A 25,764-nucleotide genomic window follows, 5' to 3' on the forward strand; every position below is an offset into this window, starting at 1 on the left:
ACCGCCGGCTAGCCCCTCCCACCCTGGACGTAGTTCATCGCCGCGACGTACTCGGGCAGCTGCGCGCGGCGTGCCATCTCGGCTTCGTCGAGGTTTTCCAGCCGCGTCTGGATCCACCACAGGTTGCCGAAGGGGTCGCGCACGCGGCCCACGCGGTCGCCGAAGAACAGCACCGTCTGCCGGGTGACCTCGGTGGCGCCCGCTTCGATCGCGCGCCGCTGGGTTTCCTCGCTGTCCGGCACGTAGAGCCGCAGGAAGGCCGGGGTGGCGGCCCAGCCGTCCGGAGAGTCGAACGCCATCACGACCGCGTCGCCGATGCGCGCTTCCGCGTGCCCGATCTTCCCGTCCTCGCCGACGACCCGGCCGAGTTCCTCGGCGTCGAAGGCACTCTTCAGGAAATCGAGCAGACCGGCGGTGTCGCGGCCGATGATCCATGGGGTGACCGTCGTGTAGCCGTCGGGAACGGGGTTGACCATGTTTCCTCCTCGGTTCGTCGCTTCGAACCTAAGGCGGAAATAGGTCGGTTCCTGACCGCTCGGCTCATTACAGTGACGGGATGCCCGACGAGCACTACACCGACGCCGGCCTCGCCGCGCTCTACGACGTGATGAACCCGCGGGACAGCGGCGGCGACTACGCGTTCTACCTGCCGATGATCATGGCCGCCGAATCCGTCCTCGACGTCGGGTGCGGCACCGGTTCGTTGCTGCACTGGGCACGCGAGTCCGGCCACGAAGGACGGCTCGCCGGGCTCGACCCCGCCGAGGGCATGCTCGCCCAGGCGCGCCGCCGGGACGACATCGAGTGGGTGCACGGCGATTTGTCGACCGCGTCCTGGGACGGCGAGTTCGATTTCGCGGTGATGACCGGGCACGCGTTCCAGGTCCTGCTGACCGACGACGAGCTGCGCACGGCGTTCTCGGCCGTTTTCCGCGCGCTGCGCCCCGGCGGCCGGTTCGGCTTCGACACGCGCAACCCGGCCGCCCGGGGCTGGGAGCGCTGGACGCCCGAGAACGTCTGGGAAGCCGGTGAGGTCCGCTCGTGGAACGACGCCGGGCCGTTCGAAAACGGGTACGTCAGCTTCAAGACGACGTACGAAAGCCCGAACTGGGACGCGCCGCGCCACAGCGAGAGCACGTTGCGCTTCCTCGACGTTCCCTCGCTCAACGGGTTCGTCGAAGAAGCCGGGCTGGTCGTCGACGAGCAGTACGGCTACTGGGACCGTTCACCGGTGTCGGACACCAGCCCGGAAATCGTCACGATCGTCCGGCGCCCCCTCACCGGAAGTCCCGAGACTTCGCCTTGATGCGCATCGGCAGCGGCTCGACGCGGTGGGCGAGGACGCTGACCACGCCGTCGGCCTTCTCGAGCACCCCGCGGATCAGCAGCGCCGGGCTGCTGCGCGCGACGCGGTGGTAGCGCTGCCAGAGCCCGAGCGTGCAGATCACGTTGACCATCCCCGTTTCGTCCTCGATGTTGAGGAAGGTGACGCCGCCCGCGGTCGCGGGGCGCTGCCGGTGCGTGACCGCGCCGCCGATCAGCACGCGCGCGCCGTCGTCGAGGTCCGCCAGGCCGCTCGCCGGCACGACGCCGAGCTCGTCGAGGCGATCGCGGATGAACTCGGTCGGGTAGCTGTCCGGCGACACCCCGGTGGCCCAGACGTCCGCCGCCGCGACGTCGAGGCCGTCCATCCCCGGCAGCACCGGCGCCCGCGCGCCGACCAGGCCGGGCAGCCGCTCCGGGCGTTCGCCGGCGACGGCGCCCGCGGTCCACAGCGCCTGACGGCGATCCCCGCCGAACCCGGCGAACGCACCGGCCGTCGCCAGCGCCTCGATCTGCGGCGTGGTCAGCCGCACGCGGCGGGCGACGTCGGCCATGTCGCGGTATTCGCCGTTCTCCGCGCGCTCGGCCACGATCCGCTTCGCGAGCTCTTCCCCGATCTTGCGCACGGTGCTCAGCCCGGTGCGCACGTCGTGGCACTTTCCCGTGCCCGCCTCCAGGGTGGCGTGCGGCAAGCTCCGGTTGATGTCCGGGCCGTGCACGGTGACGCCGTGGCGCCGCGCGTCGGCGACCAGCGACTGCGGTGAGTAGAACCCCATCGGCTGCGCGCGCAGCAGGCCCGCCAGGAACGCGTCCGGGTGGTAGAACTTGAAGTAGGCGCTGGAAAAGACCAGGTGCGCGAAGCTCAGCGCGTGGCTTTCCGGGAAGCCGAAGTTCGCGAACGCCTTGAGCTTCAGGAAGATCTTCTGCGCGAGCTCGTCATCGACCCCGTTCGCGGCGGCGCCCTCGAGGAACCGCTGCCGCAGCAGGTCCATCTTCCGGTCCGACCGCTTCGACCCCATCGCGTGCCGTAGCTGGTCGGCCTCCGCCGCGGTGAAGTTCGCGACGTCCAGCGCGATCTGCATCATCTGCTCCTGGAACAGCGGCACGCCCTTGGTCTTGTGCAGCGCCTTCTCCAGCAGCGGGTGGTCGTAGGTCCACTCCTCGCGGCCCTGCTTGCGGCGGATGTACGGGTGCACCGAGCCGCCCTGGATCGGGCCCGGCCGGATCAGGGCGACTTCGACGGCGAGGTCGTAGAACTCGCGGGGCTGCAGCCGCGGCAGCGTCGCCAGCTGCGCGCGGCTCTCCACCTGGAAGACGCCGATCGCGTCGGCGCGGCACAGCATGTCGTAGATCTTCTCGTCGGCGAGGTCGAGCTCGGCCAGGTCGATCTTTTCGTTCTTGTACTCGCCGACGAGATCGATCATGTAGTGCAGCGCGGACAGCATGCCGAGGCCGAGCAGGTCGAACTTGACCAGCCCGGCGGCGGCGCAGTCCTCCTTCTCCCACTGGATCACGCTGCGGTCGGCCATCCGCGCCCACTCGACCGGGACGACCTGGCTCACCGGCTCGGCGCACATGACCATGCCGCCGGAGTGGATGCCCAGGTGCCGCGGGAAGTCCTCCAGGGCGAAGGCGAGCTGCAGGACCTCGTCCGGGATGTCGTGGTCGTGGTCCTTTTCGGTGTTCTGCAACGAGCCCCAGCGGTCGATCTGCTTGCTCCAGGCGTCCTGCTGGCCCGGCGAGTAGCCCAGTGCCCTGGCGGCGTCGCGGACGGCGGACCGGGCGCGGTAGGTGATCACGTTCGCGACCTGGGCGGTCCGCAGCCGGCCGTGTTTCCGGAAGACGTACTGGATGGCTTCCTCGCGGCGGTCGGACTCGATGTCGAGGTCGATGTCGGGGTAGCCGTCCCGGTCCGGGGCGAGGAAGCGCTCGAAGAGCAGTTCGTAGGCGACGGAGTCGACCTTGGTGATGCCGAGGGCGTAGCAGACCGCCGAGTTCGCGGCCGAGCCCCGGCCCTGGCACAGGATGTCGTTCTCCCGGCAGAACCGGACGATGTCCCAGACGATGAGGAAGTAGCCGGGGAAGCCGAGCTCTTCGATGATGGCGAGCTCGTGCTTGATCTGTTCCTTCGCCCGTTCTTCGTGTGGCTTGCCCTTGAACCGCTCTTCGGCGCCGGTTTTCGTCAGTTCCCGGAGGTAGGTCGTTTCGGTGTAGCCGTCGGGGACGTCGAAGGGCGGCAGTTCGGGGGCGATCAGCTTCAGCGGGAACGCGCATTCCATGCCGAGCAGGGCACTGCGCCGGACGGCGCCGGGGTACCGCCGGAACAGGACGTCCATTTCGGCGCCGCTGCGGAGGAAGGCCGTCCCGGCGGCGGGCAGCCAGCCCTCGAGTTCGTCGATCCCCCGCCGGGCCCGGATCGCGGCGAGAGCGTCGGCGAGCGGAGCACGTTCGGGCCGCGCGTAGTGGGCGGCGGTGGTGGCCACGGTCGGCAGGCCCAGTTCGCCGGCGAGCTGCGTCAGAAGGTCGTTGTGGGTGCTGTCCAGGGGCTGGCGGTGATCGGTGAGCTCGACGTAGACGTTGTCGCGCCCGAAGCGGTCGACGAGGATTTTCAGCTGCTCCGCGGCGGCCGCCGGGCCGTGCGCGACGAGGGCCGAGCGCACCGCGCCCTTGCGGCAGCCCGTCAGCACCACACACTGCCCGGCGACCTCCTCGGCGACCGCGCCGAGGTCGTAGCTGGGCCGTCCCTTTTCGGCCTGGTGGTGGATCTGGCCGGCGGTGATGGCCCGGCAGAGGGCCCGGTAGCCCTGGTCGCCCCGGGCGAGCAGGAGGAGGTGCTCGCCTTCCGGATCGGGAACGCCGTTCTGCGGGCTGCCCAGGCCGAAGCTGAGCTCGGTGCCGAACACGGTATCGACGCCGAGTTCCCGCGCGGCCTCGGCAAAGCGCACGACGCCGTACATGCCGTCGTGGTCGGTGAGGGCGATGGCGTCGAGTTCGAGCCGTGCGGCCTCTTCGACGAGTTCTTCGGGGTGGCTGGCGCCGTCGAGAAAGCTGAAGTTGGAGTGGCAGTGCAGTTCGGCGTAGGGAACGCGGACGGTTTCGGCGCCATCGTCGTTGCGCCGGGCGGGAAGGTCGCCGGGTCGTTGGTAGCCCTCGCGGTGCCGGCCCCAGGCGGGACTGTCACCGTGGTCACCCGGCGGCCCCCCGCCGGCGAGGGTGCGGGCGAGGTCCTTCCAGCGGACGGGTGGGTTGTTCCAGCCCATTCAGTGACTCCCGGGCTGGTCGCGCCGCTGGTCCTCGGCCGCCCGGCGCCGACGGTGCCAGTTGGTGGGGTGGTTCCAGCGGGATCGGGCCTCGGCTTCGGTCATGGGGCTCGCCGGCGCCTCGGCGCGGCGGTCCGCGTTCGTGGGATGGCTCGCCTCGGCCTCACCCAGGCGGCTCACATCCCGCGTCTCCGCACGGCGGACCGCGTTCGTGGGATGGTTCCAACGGCTGCGCACCTCCGCGTCACTCATGCGGCTTGCATCCGGTGCCTCCGCACGGCGGACCGCGTTCGTGGGATGGCTCGCCTCCGCGTCACCCACGCGGCTCACATCCCGCGCCTCCGCGCGGCCGTCCACCCTCGCGGGTGGGCTCCAGCGGATCTCGATTCCGCTGATGCGGCACCCGTTCTCCCGCGACGAGCGCGGGACCGGGAGCGCGATCACCGGGCAGACCCACTCGTCGTCCGCGGGCGTCTCCGGGAGCTGCCCGCGGACCGACCACCGGTCGGGCGTGTCCGCCCGCTCGTCCGTGGCGGGCTCGGGGATCTCGCGCAGCCACTCGCGCTCCTCCGGTGTCCCGCTCGGCGTGGGCCCGGGCTCGGCTCGCAGCCAGTTGCGCAGCTTTCGTGCGTAGTCCTCGTCCATGCTCAGTCGTACACTCCCTCGACCGTCCACAGTGGATTTTCCGTGCCTGCGCAGTGCACCAGCACCGCCTCGGGCGGCTCGTCCCCTTCGCCGGCCAGCACCAGCTGCAGCCGCGCCCGCCGGGGGCCCGGCCGGCGGCGGTCGCCCGTCAGGGGCCACGGGCCCGCCCAGCCCACGACCTCCCGGCCCGCGCCGCCCGCGATGGTGAGGCGTCGCGGGGGTGCCGTGACCTGGTCGCGGGCCGTGATGCCGACGGCCCGGCCGCCGTCGTCGAAGACCTGCGCCGGGACCGGCCGGTCGAGGACCGTCGCCGGGGACGGCGACGGCAGCCGTCCCGGCCAGGTCGCGTCCGGCGGCGTCGTCCGCTCGCGCGGGTCGCCCCAGGGCACCAGCCGGACGCGGCCCGCCGGGTCGCGTCCGCCGTCGAGCACCGGGGTGAGCACGCCTTCGGGTCCGAGGAGGCCCTGAACCCGGACGAACGCACGGGCGGCGCGCTCGTCGTCCTCGTCGGTACCGCCGTTGCGCCACAGGTCGAGCTGCAGCGACCGCCCTTCGACGACCTCCTCGGGTTCCAGCCGCAGCCGCACGACACCGGACGTCGGACGCTGCCCGGGCGCGGCGCGCAGCCAGCCCTCGAACTGCCAGCGCACGCGATCGGCGACGCCGGCGGGCGTCAGCGGTTCGGCGCACCGCCACGCCCGGCCGAGGTGTTCGCCTTCTTCGGTGACCGCGTAGATGCCGAGCCGTGTGCAGGCGAGGCCGTGCCCGGCGAGGCCCGCGCAGAACCGCGTCGCAAGCCCCTTGGCGAGGAACGCCGCGACGTCGACCCGCTCGACAACGGGGTCGAACTCCTCGGCCAGGGCCAGTTCAGGCGGCGGGCGGCGGCGCAGCGGCGGCCGTTCGGAACGGCCGCGCGCCAGCCGGTGGGCGAGCAGCCCGGCCGCGCCGAAGCGGTTGGCGACGTCGCGTTCCGGCAGGGCGGCGAACGCGCCGAGCGTCTTCAGCCCGAGGCGGCGCAGCAGATCGGCCAGCTCCGCGCGATCGGCACCGGGCTGGTCGAGCTCGGTGACCGGAAGCGGGGCGAGGAATTCGGCAACCCGCCCGGCCGCGACGAGTTCACCGCACCGCGCGGCGAGCGTCGCGGCGAACAGCCCCTCGGCGACACCGACCTGACACTCGACCCCGGCCGCGGCGGCGACCTCGTCGAGAAGCCGTTCGACGAGCGCGTGTTCCCCGCCGAAGTAGCCGGCGGCCCCGTCGACGGGAACGGCGACCAACCCGGGCCGCACGACCTCAACCCCGACAACGAGCCCTTCGACGGCCCGCGCGACGGCTTCGAACAGCCGCGCGTCCCGCCCGTCGTCGGCGGCGAAGACGGCGAGTTCCGGACAGTTCGACTGGGCATCCCGCCGCCGCATCCCCCGCCGGACGCCACTCCGCCGGGCAACGGCGTTGCAGGCAACTACCCGGTTGGCGCTGAAGACGCCAACGGGCAGGGCGGCATCAACCCCACCAACGGCGGCAGCGGCGACGGCGGGCCAGTCCGGGCACCACAGGACGAGCATGCGGGCGGGGGCGTCGGGCGCGCTGCGGGGGGACGGGACGGTCACTTGGCCTCCCGAACCCGACCGCCACCCCGACGCGGGTGGGGGTGCTGGAGTGCTCGGCTCGCGTGCGTGGAGGGTCGGCCCGCGTGCCCGGGCGGTTGGCTCGCGTTGCTGGAGGGTCGGCCCACGCACCGAGAGGCTCGGCTCGCGTGACTGGAGGGTCGGTTCACGTGATTGGAGGGTCGACACGCGTCACTGAAGGCGCGACTCGCGTAACTGGAGGCGCAACTCGCGTGACTGGAAGCGCAACTCACGTGATTAGAGGCGCAACTCGCGTGACTGGAGGGTCGACACGCGTGATTAGAGGGTCGACTCGCGTGACTGGAGACGCAACTCGCGTGATCAGAGACGCAACTCGCGTGACTGGAGGGTCGACACGCGTGATTAGAGGGTCGACTCGCCTGGGTGGGCAGTTGGCTTGGGTGGGGAGGCTGGGCGGGGGTCATGCTGTGGCCTCGCGGAGCGAGGGCGCGGGGAGCGCCTGGGTGACCTCGCCGGTGGCTGCCGGGAGGTGGAGGTCGGCCGTGACCGGGCGGGCCGCCGCGCCGCGGCCGTGGGCTCGGACCCGTACCCGGCGTGACTCGAGGTGGCCGTACCCGAGTGATGGGCCCGACCAGGGCTCACGGCGACACGACAGCTCCACGTCGGCTCCAGGCCAAGCCCCGGACGACAGCAGCACCGCACCGCGGTGACGAGCTCGGGCCGACAGCCGACGTGCCACGGCCGGCTGGACCGTCTCCGACTGGACTGCCACCAGGTCGACGCCGTCCAGCAACGCCGCGATCACCGCCGGGAGCTCCGCTCCCGGACGCGGGACCAGCGCCAGGCGGGTGACGTCGACCCCGTACTCGGCCGCCGCCGCGATCCCCAGGGATGGCATGCCCGCCACCGCCGCCCAGGAACCCGCGGTCGTGGCCGCGGCGAGGAGGGCGAGCAGCAGCGATGTGCCCCCGTGGACCGCCACCGTGCTCCCGCGCCGGAGCCCGGTGTCGGGCAGCAGCCCGGCCAGCGCCGGGACGACCGGGAGCACCCTTCCCGTCGCCCTGGCCCGCTCGGCCTGGGCCGCCACCCGGCTCGCCGTGCTGACCCCGGGCAGGGCCGCCAGCCGGGCCACCGGCGGCTCCACCACAGCGGTCACCGCACGCACCTCCCCACCACGGACTAGGGCCGGCGGTCGAGCCTCTCCCAAAACGCGACCGACGGCACTGGTTCGCCGCGGGGAAGGCGGCGGTTCCACGTCGAACGTCTGTTCGACTAAGACCAGTCAACCGCGAACCACCCGAGGTGTCAAGTCACCCACTAGTGGGGTATGCGGCCTGGAAGTCCAGGCGCGCGTCGGCGCCGGAAGCGATCCGCTCGAGCTCGTCGTCGAGCGCCAGGAACGTCTCCCACGGCGACCCGCCGAGCCGCTCGGCGACCCGCTGCTCCAGCTCCGGCACCCGCTTTCCCTTCCACACCTTGTCCGCCAAGCTGACGAGCAGGTCTTCGAAGGTGACGTCCGGCGCGTCCCAAGAACCGTGCGTCCGCGCGAAGCGCGCCAAAGACTCCTCGACCCCCTGCGAAAGCAGCAACGAGTAGCCGGCGGGTTCGTGCGCCGACCCCGGACCGGACAGCTCCGCGGGGTGCAGGATCTTCCCGATGTCGTGCGTGGCCGCGCCGAACAGCACCGCCGGGACGTCCACCCGCGGCCCCACCCACCCGGTCAGCGTGACCGCGACGTCGTGCACCACCCGCAGGTGCGCCCCCAGCCGGGGCGGCGCGGCCAGGGTTTCCAGCAAGGTCCGCGCCCGGGGCGGCAGCGGGGCGAATCCCGGGGCGTCGAGGGCGTGGCGCAGGTTCACCCCGCCACGGTAATGAAGTTGCCCGCCCCGGCGCCGGTCGCTAGACAGGCGGCGTGGAGCTCACCGACGCCCGCCCCGAAGACTGCCCCGAACTGCTGGTCCTCCAGCGCTGCTGCTGGGTGCAGGAGGCCGTCCTCAACGACACCCTCGACATCCCCGCCCTGCACGAGACCCTCGAAGACGTCCGCGACTGGACGAAAACGTGGTCGGTGTGGGTGCTGCGGGAGGACCACCGGCTGATCGGCGCCGTGCGCGCCCGCCTGGACGGGGACCGCTGGGAACTCGGCAGGCTGATGGTCGCGCCGGACTTCGCCGGACGCGGACTGGGCCGCCGGCTGCTCGCCCACGCCGAAGCGCAGGCGCCCGCGGAAGCCCGCCGGTTCGCCCTCTTCACCGGCGCGCGCAGCACCCGCAACATCGCGCTGTACCAGCGGGCCGGCTACCGGCTCACCGACGCGCCGGCGCCCGACGGCCACATCGCCGGGGCGGTCTATCTGGAGAAGGACGTCACGCTGCGCGAAAAACCCGGTCCGGCCGCCTGACGCTACGGCGTCGGCTAGATTTCCCGGTGGACTTTGGGAGTGGCGATGACCGAACCGCGGAGACGGCCGATCGTGGCACTCGCCTGCGCCCTCTTCGCGGTGGGAGCGGCGGGAGCGGTCGCCGCCGGCTGCGGGGTTCCGGGCGCCACGGCCGCGGCCACGGCGCCGACGACCATCGGGGCCCAGTGGCGCTCGTTCCGCGCCGACGTCACCGGGATCCGCCCCGGTTCGGACGACCACAGCCTCGTCGTGCAGGTCGACCTGCCCGGCAAGGACCCCGGCTGCGTCCAGGAGCCGCGGATCGAACAGGTCGTGGAGGCGAAGACCGACATCCGCGCGGACGTCGTCTACTCGACCCGCCCCGCGGCGGGCGGCTGCCAGGACAAGGTGCCCGCGGAGCTGCGGCTGACGACGACGGACCCGATCGCCGACCGGACGGTCATCCTCAACGCCGACACCGGCAACGCCTGGCACAAGCTGGGCGCGGGCTGGGGCCACTGCGACCGCCAAGGCACCTGCGCCCCGCCCGCCGACCACTGCGATCCGGCGTGGATCGGTGCCGCCGCGTCCGCCGCCGGTGCCGTCGGCCCGGGCACGACGCGCGTGTGCGTGCCGGGCTGGCTGGTCCTCGACCTCCCGCAGCACCAGTCCGAGCCGCCGTCCCGCACGGCTTTCCGCTGGAGCGACGCGGGGTGGACGTCGTTCGCGCAGGCCCGGTCCGCCGGCTGCGCGGAGATCCTGGCGGCCGAGCCGAAGTTCCCGGCCGCGCTCTGCAGGACGCTGCCCGCGCCCGCCTAGCGCGGCAGCTTCTTGACGATCTCCGCGCCGACCGCCTGTACGGCGGCGTCGGTCTCGTCCTGCGGCATCGGCGAGTTCGAGAAGAACCCCTTGTCCCAGCCGGACACCTCGAGGATGACGACGGTCGTGCCCTTCAGGACGTGCAGTTCGGACCCGCTGAACGCGCTGTCGGTGGCGAGCCGGACCAGGACCGCCTTGTCGCCGATGCCGCGCACGTCCGTCGGCGGGAGCGCCGGTGCCTTCGGCGTGAACATGTCGTTCGCCTGCTCGCGCGCGCTCTCCCCGGAGTACCGGGTGATCTGGACGTGCATGGTGGCGTCGCGGACGTTCTCGTCCGGCCCCGGTTTCCAGCTGCAGCCCTGCTGCTTGATGCCGGGGAGGTCCTGGGTGCCCTGGCCGCCCAGGACGAAGCTCGGGAAACCCGCCTTCTCCAGCACCGGCGCCGGGACCTGGCACTCGGCGGGCACCGGCGACGACGACGGTGCCGCGCCGGTGCTCGCGAAGTAGTCGCCCGCGAAGATGCCCAGCGGAATGCCCGCGCCGAGCAGCACGACGACGACGCCGACGATGCCGAGGATCAGCCCGGTCCGCTTCTTCTTCGGCGGCGGCACCGGCGCGCCGTACCCGGCGGGCGGGTACCCGGGCGGATACCCCGGCTGCTGCGGGTAGCCCGGCTGCTGGGGATAGCCCTGCTGCGGCGGATATCCGGGTTGCTGGGGATAGCCCTGCTGCGGCGGGTACCCGGGCTGCTGTTGCGGGTAGCCCGGGTACCCCTGCTGACCTTGGCCGTACGGCGGCGGTTGCTGCATCGAGCCCTCCCTCTCGAAGCGCGGGTCGTGACATCCGGGGCTTCGCCCCGGAGCCCCCGAAAGCGGTTAGTGCGCGAAGTGGCGCGTCCCCGTCAGGTACATGGTGACGCCCGCCTTTTCCGCGGCCGCGATGACCTCGGGGTCGTGGACCGAGCCGCCGGGCTGCACGATCGCGCGCACGCCCGCCTCGGTCAGCACCTCCAGGCCGTCCGGGAACGGGAAGAACGCGTCCGACGCGCCGACCGCGCCCTTGGCCCGGTCGCCCGCCCGCGAGACCGCGAGCCGCGACGAGTCGACCCGGTTGACCTGGCCCATGCCGACGCCGACGGTCGCGCCGCCGGTGGCCAGCAGGATCGCGTTCGACTTGACCGCGCGCAGCGAGCGCCACGCGAACTCGAGGTCGCGCAGGGTCTGCTCGTCGGCCGGGGCGCCGGTGGCCAGCTTCCAGTTGGCGGGGTCGTCGCCGGAAGCGTCGATCGCGTCGGCGGTCTGCAGCAGGACGCCACCGGAGATCGGGCGGAACTCGATCGGCGACGCCGGGGCGGCCGGCAGCTTCAGCAGCCGGATGTTCTTCTTGCGCTGCAGGATTTCCAGCGCCTCGGCGTCGAAGTCCGGGGCCAGCACGACCTCGGTGAAGACCTCGGCGATCTGCTCGGCGGCCTCGCGGCTGACCGGCCGGTTCGTCGCGATGACGCCGCCGTAGGCCGAAACCGGGTCGCAGGCGTGCGCCTTGCGGTGCGCTTCGGCGACGTCGACGCCGATCGCGAGACCGCACGGGTTGGCGTGCTTGATGATCGCGACGGCGGGCTCGGCGAAGTCGTACGCAGCGCGGCGTGCGGCGTCGGTGTCGACGTAGTTGTTGTACGACATGGCCTTGCCGTGCAGCTGCTCGGCGTGCGCCAGGCCGGGCCGCTCGCTCTTGTACAGCGCGGCCTTCTGGTGCGGGTTCTCGCCGTAGCGCAGGACGTCGGCGCGTTCCCAGGTGGCGCCGAGGAAGTCCGGGAAGCCGGCGTCGGCAGTGTCCGCGTCGGGGGCGTACGCGCTGGCGAACCACGACGCGACAGCCGTGTCGTACGCCGCCGTGTGCGCGTATGCCTGGGCGGCGAGGCGCTTGCGGTCTTCGAACTCGAAGCCGCCGCCGGCGACGCGCTCGAGCACCCAGCCGTAGCGGGCCGGGTCGACGACGACCGCGACGCTGCCGTGGTTCTTCGCCGCCGCGCGGACCATGGCGGGGCCGCCGATGTCGATGTTCTCGACGCAGTCCTCGTGGCTCGCGCCGGACGCGACGGTCTGCGCGAACGGGTACAGGTTCACCACGAGCAGGTCGAACGCCGCGATGTCCAGCTTGCGCAGCTGCTCGACGTGGTCGGGGTTGCCCTGGTCGGCCAGCAGCCCGGCGTGCACGTGCGGGTGCAGCGTCTTGACGCGGCCGTCCAGCGACTCCGGGAAACCGGTGACCTGCTCGACCGGCGTGACCGGGACCCCGGCGTCGGCGATGGCCTTCGCCGTGCCGCCGGTGGAGACGATCTCGACGCCGGCCGCGTGCAGGCCGGTCGCGAGGTCCAGGAGGCCCGCCTTGTCCGAGACGCCGATCAGCGCCCGGCGGACCGGGCGCCGTCCCAGGTCAGTGCTCACGAAATGTCACCTTTCGTCCGTCCACGGTGCAGCCACCGCGGCCGAGTCGCTCGATCGTTTCCACCAGCAGCCTGCGTTCGACGGCCTTGATCCGTTCGTGCAGGACGTCTTCGTCGTCGTCGCTCTCCACGACGACCGCCTCCTGGGCGATGATCGGCCCGGTGTCGACCCCGGCGTCCGCGAAGTGCACGGTCGAGCCGGTGACCTTGACCCCGGCCTCCAGCGCGTCGCGGACCGCGTGCATCCCCGGGAAGGACGGGAGCAGCGCCGGATGCGTGTTGATCACCGTGAAGCGGCCGAGGAACTGCTCGCCGAGGATCTTCATGAACCCGGCGGAGACGACCAGGTCGGGCCGGTACGCCGCGACGGCCTCGGTCAGCGCCTTGTCCCACGCGGCGCGGTCGGGGTGATCGGCGACGCGGACGCTGAACGACGGGATGCTCAGGCGCTCGGCGCGGGTGAGGGCCTCGATGCCGGTGCGGTCGGCGCCGACGGCGACGACCTTGGCCGGGAAGCCGGACCGCCCGGTGGCGTCCAGCACCGCCTGCAGGAGGGTGCCGGAACCCGACGCGAGCACGACGAGCTTCACCGGAGTGGGCAGGTCCAACCGTTGAGACAGAGCGGGCTCCTTGCCGCGGGCGGTGCGCAGCCGGGCGCACGGCGCTTCACCAGGTCACGTAAACCCTAACGGTCCCCCTCGTCCGGCTCGACGTCGCCGCAGGTCTCGGTGCCTCCGGTCACAGCGCCGCCCGGTTCGGGAGCGGCTCCGGGGACGTCTTCGGCCGGTTCTACGAGGCCCAGCTCGGCGTCGGCCTCGGCTTCGAACTCCGCGTCCTCGGCGGAAATCTCCTCGTCCTCTTCGGACTCTTCGAGGGCTTCAGCCGCTTCGAGTTCCTCGACGGCTTCGGACGCTTCTTCCGCGTCGATGTCGTCGGCGTCCTGGAAGGCCTCGTTGTCTTCGAGCGCTTCGGGCGGCGGAGCGGGCGGCTCGTGCTCGCCCGTGAAGAACGCGACGAACGAACCCGGGATGACGATCCAGCAGAACGCGACGATCGAAGCGACGCCGACCGGGACGCTCACCGGGTCGAACGGGCCGTCACCGAGCCGCCCGCCGGCCAGCGTGCCCAGCACGACGCAGCCGAGCGCGACGACGGCACCGGCGACCGCGACCGCCCGGATGCGCTGCGCCGGATCGGCGTCGGCCTTGCGCAGCGACCAGCCGGCCAGCGCGCCGGCCGCCGCGGGCAGCACCAGCAGCGCCGGCCACCAGGCCGCGTGGTGCTCGGGCAGGCCGCCGAGCAGCGGGACGGCGGGCACGGCGCCGCCGCGGTAGCCGAACATGCCGACGGTGAGCGGCCCGATCGAGAACCCGGGCCCGGTGACGAAGGACAGCGCCGCCGTCACGGCGTTCGGCAGGTACAGCAGCGAGAGCAGGAAGAGCCCGGAACTGGTGCCGAACCCGGGTTCGTAGGTACCGGACACCGTCGCCCACGACAGCCCGGTCGCGACGGTGAACACGGCGGCGCCGCAGGCCACCAGGATCGCCAGGCTCATCGCGCCGACGCGCAGCCCGCGCAGCGCGAGCGCGTCGATGCGGTCGGCGACGGCGTCCGGCAGCCCGCACGACCGGGTGATGCCCGCGCACGAGGCCGCGGCGGCGAGGAGCCCGGGCACGACGAAGGCGAGCGCCGGGTTCGCCGTCACCGGCGAGCCCTGGGCGCAGAGCGCGACGACGAGCCCGAACACCGCGTGCGCACCGGTGATCGTGAGCAGCACCGGCCGGGCTTCGCGGAACGACCGGCAGCCGAGGCGGCGGGCGGCGCCGGACGCCGTCCGCGCGGCGAGCGCGACGACACCCAGCGTCGGCAGCAGCGGCAGGACCCCGAGCGGGTGGCCGCCGATACCGAGGCGCACCTGGTGCGCGGCGAGCCAGCCGGGCCCGGCGGCCAGCAGCACGCCGGTGCCGGAGAAGGCGGTGCGGCCGGCGGTGAGGGCGACCAGGGCCAGCACGGTCGCGACGGCGGCGTAGCCGGTGACCAGCGGGCCGAGGGCGGCGGCGAGCAGCACGCGGAGCCGGGACCCCGGGGCGGGTTCGGCGCCGGGTCCGGGCTCGCCCACCGCTTCACCCGGCGGGTGGGGGTCGTCGGTGAGCAACTCCATGATCCGCACCCTGACATCCGGGCTGGTCCATCCGGGTGAGCCACGCCGCCGCCGGGAGCGGGAGCTCACCCGGTCGGGTCTCCGCCGACGTAAAACACCCGCTGTGACAACGAGGGTCACAGCGGGTGTTCGAAGGGGGAGCTGCGTCAGTTCGACTTGCCGAAGCCACCGGGCGGCGTGCCCGGGTTCTCCGGCGGCGGCTGCTGGAAGAACTGGCCCTGCATCGGGGCGTACGTCGTGGCCTGCTGGCCCGGCGGCGGCGTGGTCGACGGCGGGTTCGGCGAGCCGTACTGGCCCGGCTGCGAGAACGGCGCCGACGGCTCACCGGTCGGGGCGACCGGCCCCGGCCCGTGGCCCGGCTGGCCGAACTGCTGACCGGCCTGGCCCCCTTGACCGGCTTGACCGGACTGGCCGTACTGCTGCTGGCCCGGCTGGCCGTACTGGCCGCCGTAGGACGGCGCGGCGGGCTTCGGCGACGGCGGCTTGATGACGTCGTGCGCGATCAGCAGCGCGCCGACCGCGACGAGCATCTGCAGGATCGCCAGGATCAGGATGACGGTGACGATGCCGGGCGAGGTCTGCAGCCCGACGAGGGTGTCCAGGACCTCGAGCGCGCCGAGGACGCTGAACAGCGCCGCGAACGGCAGCGTCTTCGGGCCCTTGGGCAGCGCGTGCATCGCGGCGAGCAGGCCACCGCCGAGCAGGAACGTCCCGCCGAGGCCGACTTCACCGTTGTCGGAGAAGCCGAGGAAGTACTGCACGAGGCCGAGGCCGGCGACGACCAGGGCGAGCAGGAGCGGCAGGTTCTGCGGCAGGCCGGCCCCGCCGGAGGGCGCCTGGTGCGAATGCGGCGGCTGCTGCGACGGGAAGCCGCTGGACGGCGGTCCGGGGGGCTGCTGGCCGCCACCCTGCTGGGGGTAGCCGGGCCCACCGCTGGGGAAGGTCATCGGATGCACTCCTGTCGGTTCGACCGGCACTCCGGGCGCGCGGGCGCCCGGAAGAAAGACGAGGCGGCTTGTGTGCGCAGAACGCTAGCGCACTCGAAGGCCGTCAGCCCACCAGACGTGTGAATACCTCGCCGGGTTTCATGCCGAAACGAGGTAAGGCCGGGCACCCGACTGGGTGCCCGGCCTCACCAGGAGTTACTGCGTCAACCTCAGCCGAGGTTGTTGTACAGCTCACGCGCGAGGACGGCGGTCTCGCTCGGGGTCTTGCCGACCTTGACGCCGGCGGCCTCGAGGGCCTCCTTCTTCGCGGCGGCCGTGCCGGAGGAGCCCGACACGATGGCGCCCGCGTGGCCCATGGTCTTGCCCTCGGGCGCGGTGAAGCCCGCGACGTAGCCGACGACCGGCTTGGTCACGTTCTCCTTGATGTAGGCCGCGGCGCGCTCTTCGGCGTCGCCGCCGATCTCGCCGATCATCACGATGACCTTGGTCTCGGGGTCCGCCTCGAACGCCTCGAGGGCGTCGATGTGCGTGGTGCCGATGATCGGGTCACCGCCGATGCCGACCGCGGTGGAGAAGCCGATGTCCCGCAGCTCGTACATCATCTGGTAGGTCAGCGTGCCGGACTTCGACACGAGGCCGATGTTGCCGGGGCCGGTGATGTCGGCCGGGATGATGCCGGCGTTCGACTTGCCCGGGCTGATCACGCCGGGGCAGTTCGGGCCGATGATCCGGGTCGTGTTGCCCTTGGCGACGGCGTGGGCCCAGAAGTAGGCCGAGTCGTGCACCGGGATGCCCTCGGTGATCACCACGGCGAGCGGGATCTCGGCGTCGATCGCCTCGATGACCGCGTCCTTGGCGAACTTCGGCGGCACGAAGATGACCGACACGTCGGCGCCGGTCTCCTTGATCGCCTCTTCGACGGTGCCGAAGACCTTGAGGTCCTTGCCCTCGATGGTGACGGTCTGGCCGGCCTTGCGGGCGTTGACGCCACCCACGATGTTCGTGCCGGACTTCAGCATCTTGGTGGCGTGCTTCATGCCCTCGGAGCCGGTGAGCCCCTGGACGATGACCTTGCTGTTCTCGTTGAGGAAGATCGACATTTCACGCACCTGCCGCGGCGAGCTCGGCAGCCTTGTCGGCCGCGTTGTCCATTGTGTCCACCACGGTGACCAGCGGGTGGTTCGCGTCGGCCAGGATCTGGCGACCCTCGACGACGTTGTTGCCGTCCAGGCGGACGACCAGCGGCTTGGCGGCCTCGTCGCCCAGGATCTTCAGGGCCTCGACGATGCCGTTCGCCACCGCGTCGCAGGCGGTGATGCCGCCGAAGACGTTGACGAAGACGCTCTTCACGTCGGTGTCGTTGAGGATGACGTCCAGCCCGGCCGCCATGACCTCGGCCGACGCGCCGCCGCCGATGTCGAGGAAGTTCGCCGGCTTCACGCCGCCGTGCTTCTCACCCGCGTACGCCACGACGTCCAAAGTGGACATCACGAGACCCGCGCCGTTGCCGATGATGCCGACCTGGCCGTCGAGCTTGACGTAGTTGAGGTTCTTGGCCTTGGCCTTCGCCTCGAGCGGGTTCTCCGCGTCCTTGTCCACCAGGGCCTCGTGGCCCGGCTGGCGGAAGTCCGCGTTCTCGTCGAGGGTGACCTTGCCGTCGAGGGCGATGATCTTGTCCTGCGGGTCACGGACCAGCGGGTTGACCTCGACCAGGGTGGCGTCCTCGGAGACGAAGGTCTCCCAGAGCTTCACCACGACGTCGGCGGCCTCGTCGATGATGTCGGCCGGGAAGTTGCCGGCCTTCAGGATCTCGAGCGCCTTCGCCTTGTCCACGCCGGCGATCGCGTCGACCGGGATCTTCGCGAGCGCGTCGGGGCGTTCGACCGCGAGCTGCTCGATCTCCATGCCGCCCTCGGAGGACGCCATCGCCAGGAACGTGCGGTTCGCGCGGTCCAGCAGGAAGGAGAAGTAGTACTCGGACGCGATGTCCGAGGCTTCGGCCACGAGCACGCGACGCGTGATGTGGCCCTTGATGTCGAGGCCGAGGATGGCTTCCGCCTTCTCCTTCGCCTCGTCCGGCGTCTGGGCCAGCTTGACGCCGCCCGCCTTGCCGCGGCCGCCGACCTTCACCTGCGCCTTGACGACGACCTGGTTACCGATCTGCTCCGCGGCGGCCTTGGCTTCTTCGGGGGTGCTAGCCACCGAGCCCGGCAGAACCGGTACTCCGTGGGCGGCGAAGAGATCCCTCGCCTGGTACTCGTAGAGGTCCACTACTCCAGTCTCCTGACGACACGCCACTGCAGGTGGTCCGCGACCGGACCGCGCTGTCGGACCAGTCGAGGTTAGCGACCTGCGCAGACGCAGGGGACTCCGCACCTGGTGAAGTCGGTCACCGTACGCGGTCAGACGGTGCTTCACCGGTGTGAGACCGCCCACCGGCGAGCTGTTTCACCACCTCCGAGGCGGTCTCGGCCGTGAAGACGGGGACACCCCCGAGCGCGTCCTCGAGGTCTTCGGGCGGGGCGGCGCCGAGCACGCCGACCGCGTCGGGGTCCTCTTGCTCGGCGGTGCGGAGGATCTGTTCGACGGTGCCCACGGGCCCGGCGTGGACGACCTCCACGCCGTCGTCGCGCAGGACGCGGCCCAGCGCGACGGCGGCCGGGTCGGGCTCTTCGAACTCCACGAGCAGCACCCGCAGGCGCTCACGGCGCACGGCGTCCCCCGGCGGCCGAGATGCCGGCGGCGGCGAGCAACGCGGCCGTGGCGGCGAGCGCGACCCAGAACCCGGCGGCCGGGCTCGCCCCGCCGAGTGAGCCGCCGACGAGCGGCAGCTCCGCGGCGTGCAGCGCGGTCAGCAGGGCGGCGCCGGCGAGCAGGGCGGCCGCCGGCTTCGGCCGGGACCGCGTCGCGAGCGCGGCCGCACCGACGACGACCACGGCGGCGGTCAGCAGGCCCCACGACGGCGTGTCGAGGTGGGACCAGAGGCCCGCGGCGACGTAGCCGGGAACGGCGAAGACGGGCAGCCCGAACGCGGCCACGGCCAGGATCGCCCCCGCCGCGACGGGCGTGAGTGTCCGGTGGTCCGGCTCGGCGCCGTCCCCGGCGTCTTCGCGTTCGACGACACCGGTGCCGGCGGCGGCGAGCGCGGCCAGGGCGGCGAGCACGAGCGCGGCGAACGTCCAGGCGGCACCGGCCCCGAGGTCGTAGCTGAAGACGGGAGCGGCCGCGCCCCCGAAGCCGGCGAGGTTGCCGGCCTGGGTGGCGGTCAGCGCGGTGTTGAGGACGGCCGTGCCGGCCAGGACGATCCCGGCCCAGGCCACCCCGAGCACGGGCCGCGCGACGGCGGCGGTCTTCGGGACGAGCACCCCGGCGGCGGGGACGGCGAGCACGAGCGCGGCGGCGAGGAGGAACCAGCGCGCGGGACTGTCGGCGGCGGCGCTGACCGGCGTGGTGGCGCCCGGGTTCAGCGCGGTGACGGCGACCTGCGGCGCGAAGGCGCCGATGAGCGCGGCGATCGCGGTGGCGAGACCGAGCAGGCCGGTGGTGAGCCGCCACCAGAAGAGGCCGGGGAGCTTCGCGCTGCCGGCGAGGTCGGCTTCGGTCTTTTCGGTGCGCTCGGTCAGCCGCGTGCCCGCGAGGCCGCCGACGACGGCCGTCGCGACGAGTGCGAGCGCGGGTCCCCAGGTGACGTCCAGGTCACCCCGGAAGAGTCCGGCGAGAACGGGCGGCGCGGCCACCCCGAAGGCGGCGGCGGCCAGCCCGGCGAGAGCCCCCCGGGCGACGTGCTCGGCCGGAGCGGCGAGGGCGAGCACGGCGGCGAGCGGCAGGGCGGCGGCGACCAGGAGGTAGCCGCCGAGCGCGGGCCAGGGGCCTTCGAAGGCGGCGCGGGCGAGCAGGAAGCCGTTGCCGGAGTGGACCGGAGCGGTGAGCAGCCCGGCCCCGGCGACGACGGCGAGCAGCGGGACGAGCAGCCGCCACCGCCGGCGTTCGGGCTCGTCGTGGTTCCGCAGGGCCCGCCACGCGACGACCCCGGCGGCCGCGGTCAGGACGTGCCCGGCGACGAGCAGCCAGAACCCGCCGCCGACGGCGGAGCTGCCGAGGAACCGGTCGGGCAGGTAGAGCTCGGGCCGGATGGTGAGCGGGCCGTTGACGGCGAACTGCAGGTCGAGGACCAGCCGCCCGGGAGCGAGGGCGGCCAGCCCGAGGACGAGGCCCCCGCCCAGGCCGGGTTTCCCGACGGCGGCGAACCAGATGGCGGCAACGGCGGGCGCGAGAGCGAGGAGGGCGAGCCACGGCCAGCTGGTGAACCCGGGCCCGGCGGCGGGCGAAACGGGCACGATCGAGGCGGCGGTGAGGGCGACGGCGCCGAGTGCGGCCAGGGCCAGGCCGGTTTTCAGGGCGCTGGAGGGGCGGGTTTCGGTGTCGTCGGCCCAGGGCCCGCTCTCGTCGGCCGGCGAGGCGACGGAGGTGTGCGGCTTGCCGGGGGTGCGGCTCGGTTGCGAGGGGTTGCTGCGCGTTCGGGCAGTTCGGCCCGCTGATGCTGGCTTGGGAGAACTACTTGCGGGGCGTTGCGGCGCGCCGGAAACGGTACCGGCGGCGGGGACGGGCCGGGTGGGCTCGCCGGACCGGTCGGCGCCGGTGGAATCGCCAGCAGGGGCAGCGGCCCTGGGCGCACCCGGCACACCGCCCGCGGCAGGCACGGGCCGTGTTGGCTCGCCCGACCGGTCGGCGACTGCGGAATCGCCCGCAGGGGCAGCACTCGCCGCGCCTCCCGCGGCAGGCACGGGCCGCGTGGGCTCGGGGGGACCCGGTGCGCTCTGGTCCGTTGAGGGTGGGGCCTGCGCAGACCCCGGCCGGGCCGGGGGCGGGCTCGGGGGCGCGTTGTCCGGACCTCGTGCCTCGGGTTCTTGGCGGGGGCCGGGGGTGCTTCCGGTGGGGGGCTCTGCGCGTGGGGGCATATTGCCCGCGACGCTAGCAAGTTCGGGCCGTCCGGGAGCCGTGGCGGGGCGCGAGTCGTCGGATGCGCTTCAACCCTCCCCCGCAATTCGTTATTCCGGCCTTCGGAGGCTCTTCGGACGCTCCTGAGGCCCGTTGGGCCATTCGGTGGGCCTTCACCACCCGTCAAGCCTGTAAGGCAAGTCACACCGAACGCCGTAAACCCCCTCTAACTTTGGGTGATTTCCACAGGTGAGCGGGGTGGCGGTTCCACCCGATCGGCCGACAGCGGGGGCACGTCTTGCCGACAGCGGTACCCCTTGGTTACTGTCCCGGGGTCCCCATTACAGTCAGGTCACGAAGTAGGACGCGAGCAAACCACCCCCGAGGTTGGCTCATCGGGTTCCCCCGCCCACAGTCCTCGACCCGACTCCCCGACGATGGAAGGCCCTGTCTTGGCTTCACACCGCTCCCCCGGCGGCCAAGCTCCTTCCCCGGCATTGAAGGACGCACTGGAAGGTGCGGTCGTTCGTGTCCGGGGTGCGCACCGCATCGCCCCGCCCTCTTCGGCCCTTCGCGGCCGTGTCGTGGTTGCCGCTGTTGCGGCTGGTGCGTTCGCCGCCGCTGCTGCGGGCTCGACCCTCAAGACAGTCACCGACACCGACACCGCCGTCACGCCGCTGGCCAACAGCCAGGACGCCAGCGCTTCCCTGACCGCGGGAGGTGCGGGCTCCGGGGGTGCCCCCGAGCTCCTGCCGACCGGCCACACCGTCGACGCCTCCGCCGAGGCCGCCAAGCTCGCCGACAGTGCCTCCGTCACGCAGGCCCGTGAGCAGCGCGAAGCCGAGGCCGCCAAAAAGGCCGCCGAAGAAGCCTCCCGCCCGAAGACCTGCCTGCCCGCGCACGGCACCTTCACCTCCGGCTTCGGTGCCCGCTGGGGCACGAGCCACCTCGGCATCGACATCGCCAACGCCATCGGCACCCCGATCTACGCCGCCTCCGACGGCACCGTGATCGAGGCCGGCCCGGCCAGCGGCTTCGGCCTTTGGGTGCGGGTCCAGCTCGACGACGGCACGATCCAGGTCTACGGCCACATGAACAAGTTCTCCGTCCAGGCGGGCCAGAAGGTCAAGTGCGGCCAGCAGATCGCCGAGATCGGCAACCGCGGCCAGAGCACCGGCCCGCACCTGCACTTCGAGGTCTGGCAGAACGGCTCCAAGAAGATCGACCCCCGGCCCTGGCTGGCCGCGCGCGGCATCGTTCTCTGATCCGTTCGCTCCCGGCACGGGAGCCGGCACCACCAGCGCGTACGACAGCGGAAACCCGGCCGTAGAGCGATCATCCGCTCCGGCCGGGACACCGCGGGCAACGGCAGCCGACGAAGAGCGCTGACCACACGCGCTCCGCCGAGCCGTTCGTACGCTGAAACCGGTCACAAGATCAAGGTTGGCCACTGCGGGCCAAACACAAACACTCCTATCGGGTACGTCTTCGCTCCCCGGCGAAGGCCGCCGGACGTCATCGAGCGTCGCCGGCACGGTCATCGCTCCTCCGGAGCCGATCGCGCGGGAGCTTTCCGGACACGACTCGCCCGCGTTGACCTCCCGGCCGATCGCACCCGACAGCGGAACCGCCCCATACCGCGGCGAATCCTCGCCGGCGTCCGGAGTCACGGCAGATCCGATCCAAGCTGCCCACAGCCGTCTCAGCGTCCGCAACCGCCTACCGCTGTCCGCCCGGCAAACGGCGGATGAAGTACGCCACCGCGACCTGCCACACCGTGCACAGCTCCGCTGGCTGCCGGACCGGCAGCCAGCCCCAGGGCACAGCTCCCCTTGCGCCCCCCGCGGAGCGGACACGCGCGGCACTCCGGGCCCTGGTCGTCCAGCGGCGTCCCCGGCCGCAGGTGACACAACGCCCGTCCGCGCCGAGCTCGTGCTGCCTGAGCAGCGCTCGCCAGGCGGCGGCCAGCCGGCACGCCTCCGCTCCCGCACGCGAAGGAATTCCCGAAGCCCCCGAAGGCTCCCGACCCCGATCCGGAACCGTCGACCCCAGGACTCCTCGCAGATATTTTTGTACCCCTTCGGCCAACAGCCCAAACAGCACCGCGTCCACACCACATTACCCCCTCCATCGAACCTTTGTTCGATTGCAGGGTCAGTTCTACCGGGTGGGTACGACGATTCCGGCGGCGATCGAAGAGATCGCCGCCGGAATCACTCGGACGAGTGGCGCTTTGGCTAGAGCTTCACCATCGGGACGCTGCCGATGAGCATCAGGCGGACCTTGCCCGCCTGACCGAAGTCGATCGTGGCCGTCGCGCGCGGGCCGACGCCGTCGCAGGAGATCACCGTGCCGAGGCCGTACTTGTCGTGGCTGACGCGGTCGCCGACGTCCAGCTTCAGCGCCACCGTGTCCTTCCAGCCCTTGCCGAACGACGGCGTGCCCGACGAAGACGGCGAAGAAGACCGTCGGCCGCCCCAGGTGGTCGCCGCCCGCGGGGTGCCGCGCGAACCGGAACCGAACGAGCCGAAGCCGCCGCTGGACGGCTCCAGCCGCCGCCAGTCGACGAGGTCCGGCGGCAGCTCGTCGAGGAACCGCGAAGCCGGGTTCATCGACGGCTGGCCCCACGCCGAGCGCGTGATCGCGCGCGAGACGTACAACCGCTTCCTGGCGCGCGTGATCGCGACGTACGCCAGCCGTCGCTCCTCGGCCAGCTCCGTCGGGTCGCCCAGCGCCCGCATGTGCGGGAAGACGCCGTCCTCCCAGCCGGTGCAGAACACCACGGGGTACTCCAGGCCCTTCGCGGTGTGCACGGTCATCAGCGTGACCACACCCGCCCCGCCGTCGCCTTCGTCGCCGCCGTCGGGTGAAGGCACCGAGTCGGCGTCCGCGACCAGCGACACGCGCTCGAGGAACGCCGGCAGCGAGCCCGGCGCCGGGACGCCCTCGTCCACGACCAGTTCGGCGTTCTCGTCCGCGACGACCGCGGCGGTGATCTCGGTGAATTCGCGCGCCACCGTGACGAGCTCGTCGAGGTTTTCCACGCGCGTGTGGTCCTGCGGGTCTTCCGACTCCTCGAGCTCGACGCGGTAACCAGTCTTGTCGAGCACCGCTTCCAGGACGTCGTGCACCTCGGCCCCGTCCGCAATCAGCGTCCCGAGCTCGTCGAGCAGCGCCACGAACCCGCCGATCGCCTTGACCGAGCGCGGGTTCAGCAACGGCACCTTGCCCTCGACGGCGTCCCGCAGCGCGGCCGCGAACGAGATCCGCTCGCGCTCGGCGTGCGTCGCCACGACGGCCTCCGCGCGGTCGCCGATGCCGCGCTTGGGCACGTTCAGCACGCGCCGCAGGCTGACCGTGTCTTCGGGGTTCGCCAGCACGCGCAGGTACGCGATCATGTCGCGGACCTCGCGGCGCTCGTAGAACCGCACGCCGCCGACGACCTTGTACGGCAGGCCGAGCCGGATGAAGATCTCTTCGAAGACGCGGGACTGGTTGTTGGTGCGGTAGAAGACGGCGACGTCGGAGTAGTCGGCTTCGCCCTTCTCCGCCAGCGCGTCGATTTCGCCCGCGACGAACGCGGCTTCGTCGTGGTCGTTGTCCGCGACGTAGCCGACGATCTTCTCGCCGTCGCCCGAATCCGTCCACAGCCGCTTGGCCCGCCGGTTCGGGTTCCGCTCGATCACGGCGTTGGCCGCGTTCAGGATCGTCTGCGTGGAGCGGTAGTTCTGCTCCAGCAGGATGGTGCGCGCGTTCGGGAAGTCCCGCTCGAACTCCTCGATGTTGCGGATCGTCGCGCCGCGGAAGGCGTAGATCGACTGGTCCGCGTCACCGACGACGACCAGCTCGGCCGGCTCGACACCCGCTTCGTTCGGCGCGGTCCCGGCCAGCTCGCGGACCAGCGTGTACTGCGCGTGGTTCGTGTCCTGGTACTCGTCGACCAGCACGTGGCGGAAGCGCCGCCGGTAGTACTCGGCGACGTCCGGGAACGCCTGCAGCAGCGAGACCGTGCGCATGATGAGGTCGTCGAAGTCGAAGGCGTTGGCCTGGTTCAGCCGCCGCTGGTACTCGCCGTAGACCTCGGCGACGCGGCGCTCGAGGTCGTTGCCCGCGTTCGCCGCCGCGGTCTCCGGGTCGGTGAGCTCGTTCTTCAGGTTCGAGATGTGCACGGCGAGCGTGCGGGCGGCGTAGCGCTTCGGGTCGATGTCGAGGTCCCGCGCCACCAGGGTGATCAGCCGCTTGGTGTCGTCGGAGTCGTAGATGGAAAAACTCGACGACATGTCCAGGACCTTGGCTTCACGGCGCAGGATCCGCACGCACATGGAGTGGAACGTCGACACCCACATCGCGTTCGCGCGGCGCCCGACGAGCGCGGCGACGCGCTCGCGCATTTCGGCGGCGGCCTTGTTGGTGAACGTGATCGCCATGATTTCGCCCGGATGCACGCGGCGCTGCCCGAGCAGGTAGGCGATCCGGCGGGTCAGCACCCGGGTCTTGCCCGATCCCGCGCCCGCCACCACCAGCAGCGGGCCACCGGCGTGGGTGACGGCTTCGCGCTGGGCGGGGTTGAGGTCGTCGAGCAGCTCGGCCTGCCCGCCGGCGGCGGGCTTGCGCACAGGGGTCGCGGCGGGGAGATCGAAGAGGGTGTCCATCGTGCGTCCACGCTACCCCGGGTGGGTGGGAGTGCGGCACAGCGTGCCGACGCGAGCCGCTCCGGTGGCGGGGCGGTCAGCGAGAGCGGCTACGGCGGTGGGCGTAGCGCCGGATGTCGCTTGCCACCCGACGCGCCGCGGGCTCCACGCGCGGAGCATCGGTGGACATGGAAGACACCAGCTCCGCCCGCATCCGGGCCGCCGACGCCGATCGTGAACGCGTCGCCACCACCGTCCAGACCGCCGGTGTCGAAGGCCGGCTCACCCTCGACGAGGTCGAAGAGCGCCTCAGCCGCGTCTACTCCGCGCGGTTCACCGACGAACTCGCCGCGCTCACCACCGACCTGCCGCGGCCCGCGCCGCCGTCGCCCGGCTTCCCGCTGACCCGGGAGGCGCTGCGGCGCCATCCCGCGCTGCGCGTCCACCTCGCCGTCGTGGTCGCGATCGCCGTGCTGGTGGTCGTCCGGTGGGCGGTGCTGGGCGCCGGGTTCTTCTGGCCGGCGTTCCCGCTGTTCTGGCTCGGGGTGAGCCTCTTGGTCCACGCCCGGGTGCGCTCGGTCCGGGAGCGGCCCCGTGCCGCTGTGCCATACTGAGCACATGCGGCACC

At 72.3% G+C, this 25,764-nt stretch carries 21 protein-coding genes; 5 read left to right on the forward strand and 16 right to left on the reverse strand.

Going from position 1 to position 25,764, the window contains the following annotated elements:
• Positions 1 to 8: 8 nt before the first annotated feature.
• A complete protein-coding gene (locus ACFVYA_RS06725; protein WP_387043150.1) occupies positions 9 to 476 on the reverse strand; it encodes a VOC family protein in 468 nt (155 codons plus the stop codon).
• Positions 477 to 556: 80 nt separating this feature from the next.
• Between ACFVYA_RS06725 and ACFVYA_RS06730 the strand changes: the two genes are divergently transcribed.
• Complete coding sequence (locus ACFVYA_RS06730; protein ID WP_387043152.1) at positions 557 to 1,306, forward strand: class I SAM-dependent methyltransferase; 750 nt, start codon at positions 557 to 559, stop codon at positions 1,304 to 1,306.
• On the opposite strand, the gene ACFVYA_RS06735 is transcribed toward ACFVYA_RS06730, so the two are convergent.
• The 5 genes from ACFVYA_RS06735 to ACFVYA_RS06755 all read right to left on the reverse strand — a co-directional run bounded on the left by ACFVYA_RS06735 (position 1,278) and on the right by ACFVYA_RS06755 (position 8,676).
• Positions 1,278 to 4,583, reverse strand: coding sequence for an error-prone DNA polymerase (locus tag ACFVYA_RS06735; protein WP_387043154.1), 3,306 nt, complete (start codon positions 4,581 to 4,583; stop codon positions 1,278 to 1,280). The two genes, ACFVYA_RS06730 and ACFVYA_RS06735, sit on opposite strands and share 29 nt — an antisense overlap.
• A complete protein-coding gene (locus ACFVYA_RS06740; protein ID WP_387043156.1) occupies positions 4,584 to 5,228 on the reverse strand; it encodes a hypothetical protein in 645 nt (214 codons plus the stop codon).
• A 2-nt stretch (positions 5,229 to 5,230) separates the two neighbouring features.
• Positions 5,231 to 6,793, reverse strand: coding sequence for a DNA polymerase Y family protein (locus ACFVYA_RS06745; protein ID WP_387043249.1), 1,563 nt, complete (start codon positions 6,791 to 6,793; stop codon positions 5,231 to 5,233).
• Positions 6,794 to 7,277: 484 nt separating this feature from the next.
• Positions 7,278 to 7,973, reverse strand: coding sequence for a hypothetical protein (locus ACFVYA_RS06750; protein WP_387043158.1), 696 nt, complete (start codon positions 7,971 to 7,973; stop codon positions 7,278 to 7,280).
• Between the two features lie 154 nt (positions 7,974 to 8,127).
• A complete protein-coding gene (locus ACFVYA_RS06755) occupies positions 8,128 to 8,676 on the reverse strand; it encodes an HD domain-containing protein (protein WP_387043160.1) in 549 nt (182 codons plus the stop codon).
• Positions 8,677 to 8,729: 53 nt separating this feature from the next.
• Here ACFVYA_RS06755 and ACFVYA_RS06760 point away from each other — a divergent pair, with 53 nt between their 5' ends.
• Positions 8,730 to 9,218 (forward strand): GNAT family N-acetyltransferase, encoded by a 489-nt coding sequence (locus tag ACFVYA_RS06760; protein WP_387043162.1) that lies wholly within the window; start codon positions 8,730 to 8,732, stop codon positions 9,216 to 9,218.
• Between the two features lie 45 nt (positions 9,219 to 9,263).
• Positions 9,264 to 10,016, forward strand: coding sequence for a hypothetical protein (locus ACFVYA_RS06765; RefSeq protein ID WP_387043164.1), 753 nt, complete (start codon positions 9,264 to 9,266; stop codon positions 10,014 to 10,016).
• Here the strand turns inward: ACFVYA_RS06765 and ACFVYA_RS06770 are convergent.
• From ACFVYA_RS06770 to ACFVYA_RS06810, 9 genes are all read right to left on the reverse strand, one after another.
• Positions 10,013 to 10,825 carry a hypothetical protein gene (locus ACFVYA_RS06770; protein ID WP_387043166.1) on the reverse strand — a complete coding sequence of 271 codons (813 nt, stop codon included), beginning with the start codon at positions 10,823 to 10,825 and terminating at the stop codon, positions 10,013 to 10,015. The two genes, ACFVYA_RS06765 and ACFVYA_RS06770, sit on opposite strands and share 4 nt — an antisense overlap.
• 66 nt (positions 10,826 to 10,891) lie before the next feature.
• On the reverse strand, positions 10,892 to 12,460 hold the full coding sequence (purH, locus tag ACFVYA_RS06775) for a bifunctional phosphoribosylaminoimidazolecarboxamide formyltransferase/IMP cyclohydrolase (RefSeq protein ID WP_387043168.1): 1,569 nt from the start codon (positions 12,458 to 12,460) through the stop codon (positions 10,892 to 10,894).
• Positions 12,450 to 13,067: a phosphoribosylglycinamide formyltransferase gene (gene purN, locus ACFVYA_RS06780; RefSeq protein ID WP_387043170.1), complete on the reverse strand. Its 618-nt coding sequence runs from the start codon at positions 13,065 to 13,067 to the stop codon at positions 12,450 to 12,452. The genes purH and purN overlap by 11 nt, the downstream gene beginning before the upstream one ends.
• A gap of 77 nt (positions 13,068 to 13,144) precedes the next feature.
• Entirely contained in the window at positions 13,145 to 14,629 is a 1,485-nt protein-coding gene (locus tag ACFVYA_RS06785; protein ID WP_387043172.1) for a DUF6350 family protein, read from the reverse strand.
• Between the two features lie 137 nt (positions 14,630 to 14,766).
• Positions 14,767 to 15,567, reverse strand: coding sequence for a DUF5336 domain-containing protein (locus tag ACFVYA_RS06790; protein ID WP_387043174.1), 801 nt, complete (start codon positions 15,565 to 15,567; stop codon positions 14,767 to 14,769).
• Positions 15,568 to 15,776: 209 nt separating this feature from the next.
• Positions 15,777 to 16,667 carry a succinate--CoA ligase subunit alpha gene (gene sucD, locus ACFVYA_RS06795; RefSeq protein WP_086843519.1) on the reverse strand — a complete coding sequence of 297 codons (891 nt, stop codon included), beginning with the start codon at positions 16,665 to 16,667 and terminating at the stop codon, positions 15,777 to 15,779.
• Between the two features lies 1 nt (position 16,668).
• Positions 16,669 to 17,838: an ADP-forming succinate--CoA ligase subunit beta gene (gene sucC / locus ACFVYA_RS06800; RefSeq protein WP_329052302.1), complete on the reverse strand. Its 1,170-nt coding sequence runs from the start codon at positions 17,836 to 17,838 to the stop codon at positions 16,669 to 16,671.
• A 118-nt stretch (positions 17,839 to 17,956) separates the two neighbouring features.
• Entirely contained in the window at positions 17,957 to 18,280 is a 324-nt protein-coding gene (locus ACFVYA_RS06805; protein ID WP_387043177.1) for a hypothetical protein, read from the reverse strand.
• Positions 18,270 to 19,904, reverse strand: coding sequence for a hypothetical protein (locus tag ACFVYA_RS06810; protein ID WP_387043179.1), 1,635 nt, complete (start codon positions 19,902 to 19,904; stop codon positions 18,270 to 18,272). The genes ACFVYA_RS06805 and ACFVYA_RS06810 overlap by 11 nt, the downstream gene beginning before the upstream one ends.
• Before the next feature lie 1,185 nt (positions 19,905 to 21,089).
• On the opposite strand from ACFVYA_RS06810, the gene ACFVYA_RS06815 reads away from it, so the two are divergent.
• The gene (locus ACFVYA_RS06815; RefSeq protein ID WP_387043181.1) at positions 21,090 to 21,770 is read left to right on the forward strand and encodes a M23 family metallopeptidase; all 681 of its coding nucleotides are present in this window, start codon (positions 21,090 to 21,092) and stop codon (positions 21,768 to 21,770) included.
• A 972-nt stretch (positions 21,771 to 22,742) separates the two neighbouring features.
• Here the strand turns inward: ACFVYA_RS06815 and pcrA are convergent.
• Positions 22,743 to 25,157, reverse strand: a complete 2,415-nt coding sequence (pcrA, locus tag ACFVYA_RS06820) for a DNA helicase PcrA (protein ID WP_387043182.1) — start codon at positions 25,155 to 25,157, stop codon at positions 22,743 to 22,745.
• A gap of 167 nt (positions 25,158 to 25,324) precedes the next feature.
• Here pcrA and ACFVYA_RS06825 point away from each other — a divergent pair, with 167 nt between their 5' ends.
• Entirely contained in the window at positions 25,325 to 25,750 is a 426-nt protein-coding gene (locus tag ACFVYA_RS06825) for a DUF1707 domain-containing protein (protein ID WP_387043184.1), read from the forward strand.
• The last annotated feature ends 14 nt before the right edge of the window (positions 25,751 to 25,764 follow it).

Source organism: Amycolatopsis sp. NPDC058278 (assembly GCF_042881395.1).
In the GTDB taxonomy this organism is placed as follows: Bacteria; Actinomycetota; Actinomycetes; order Mycobacteriales; family Pseudonocardiaceae; genus Amycolatopsis.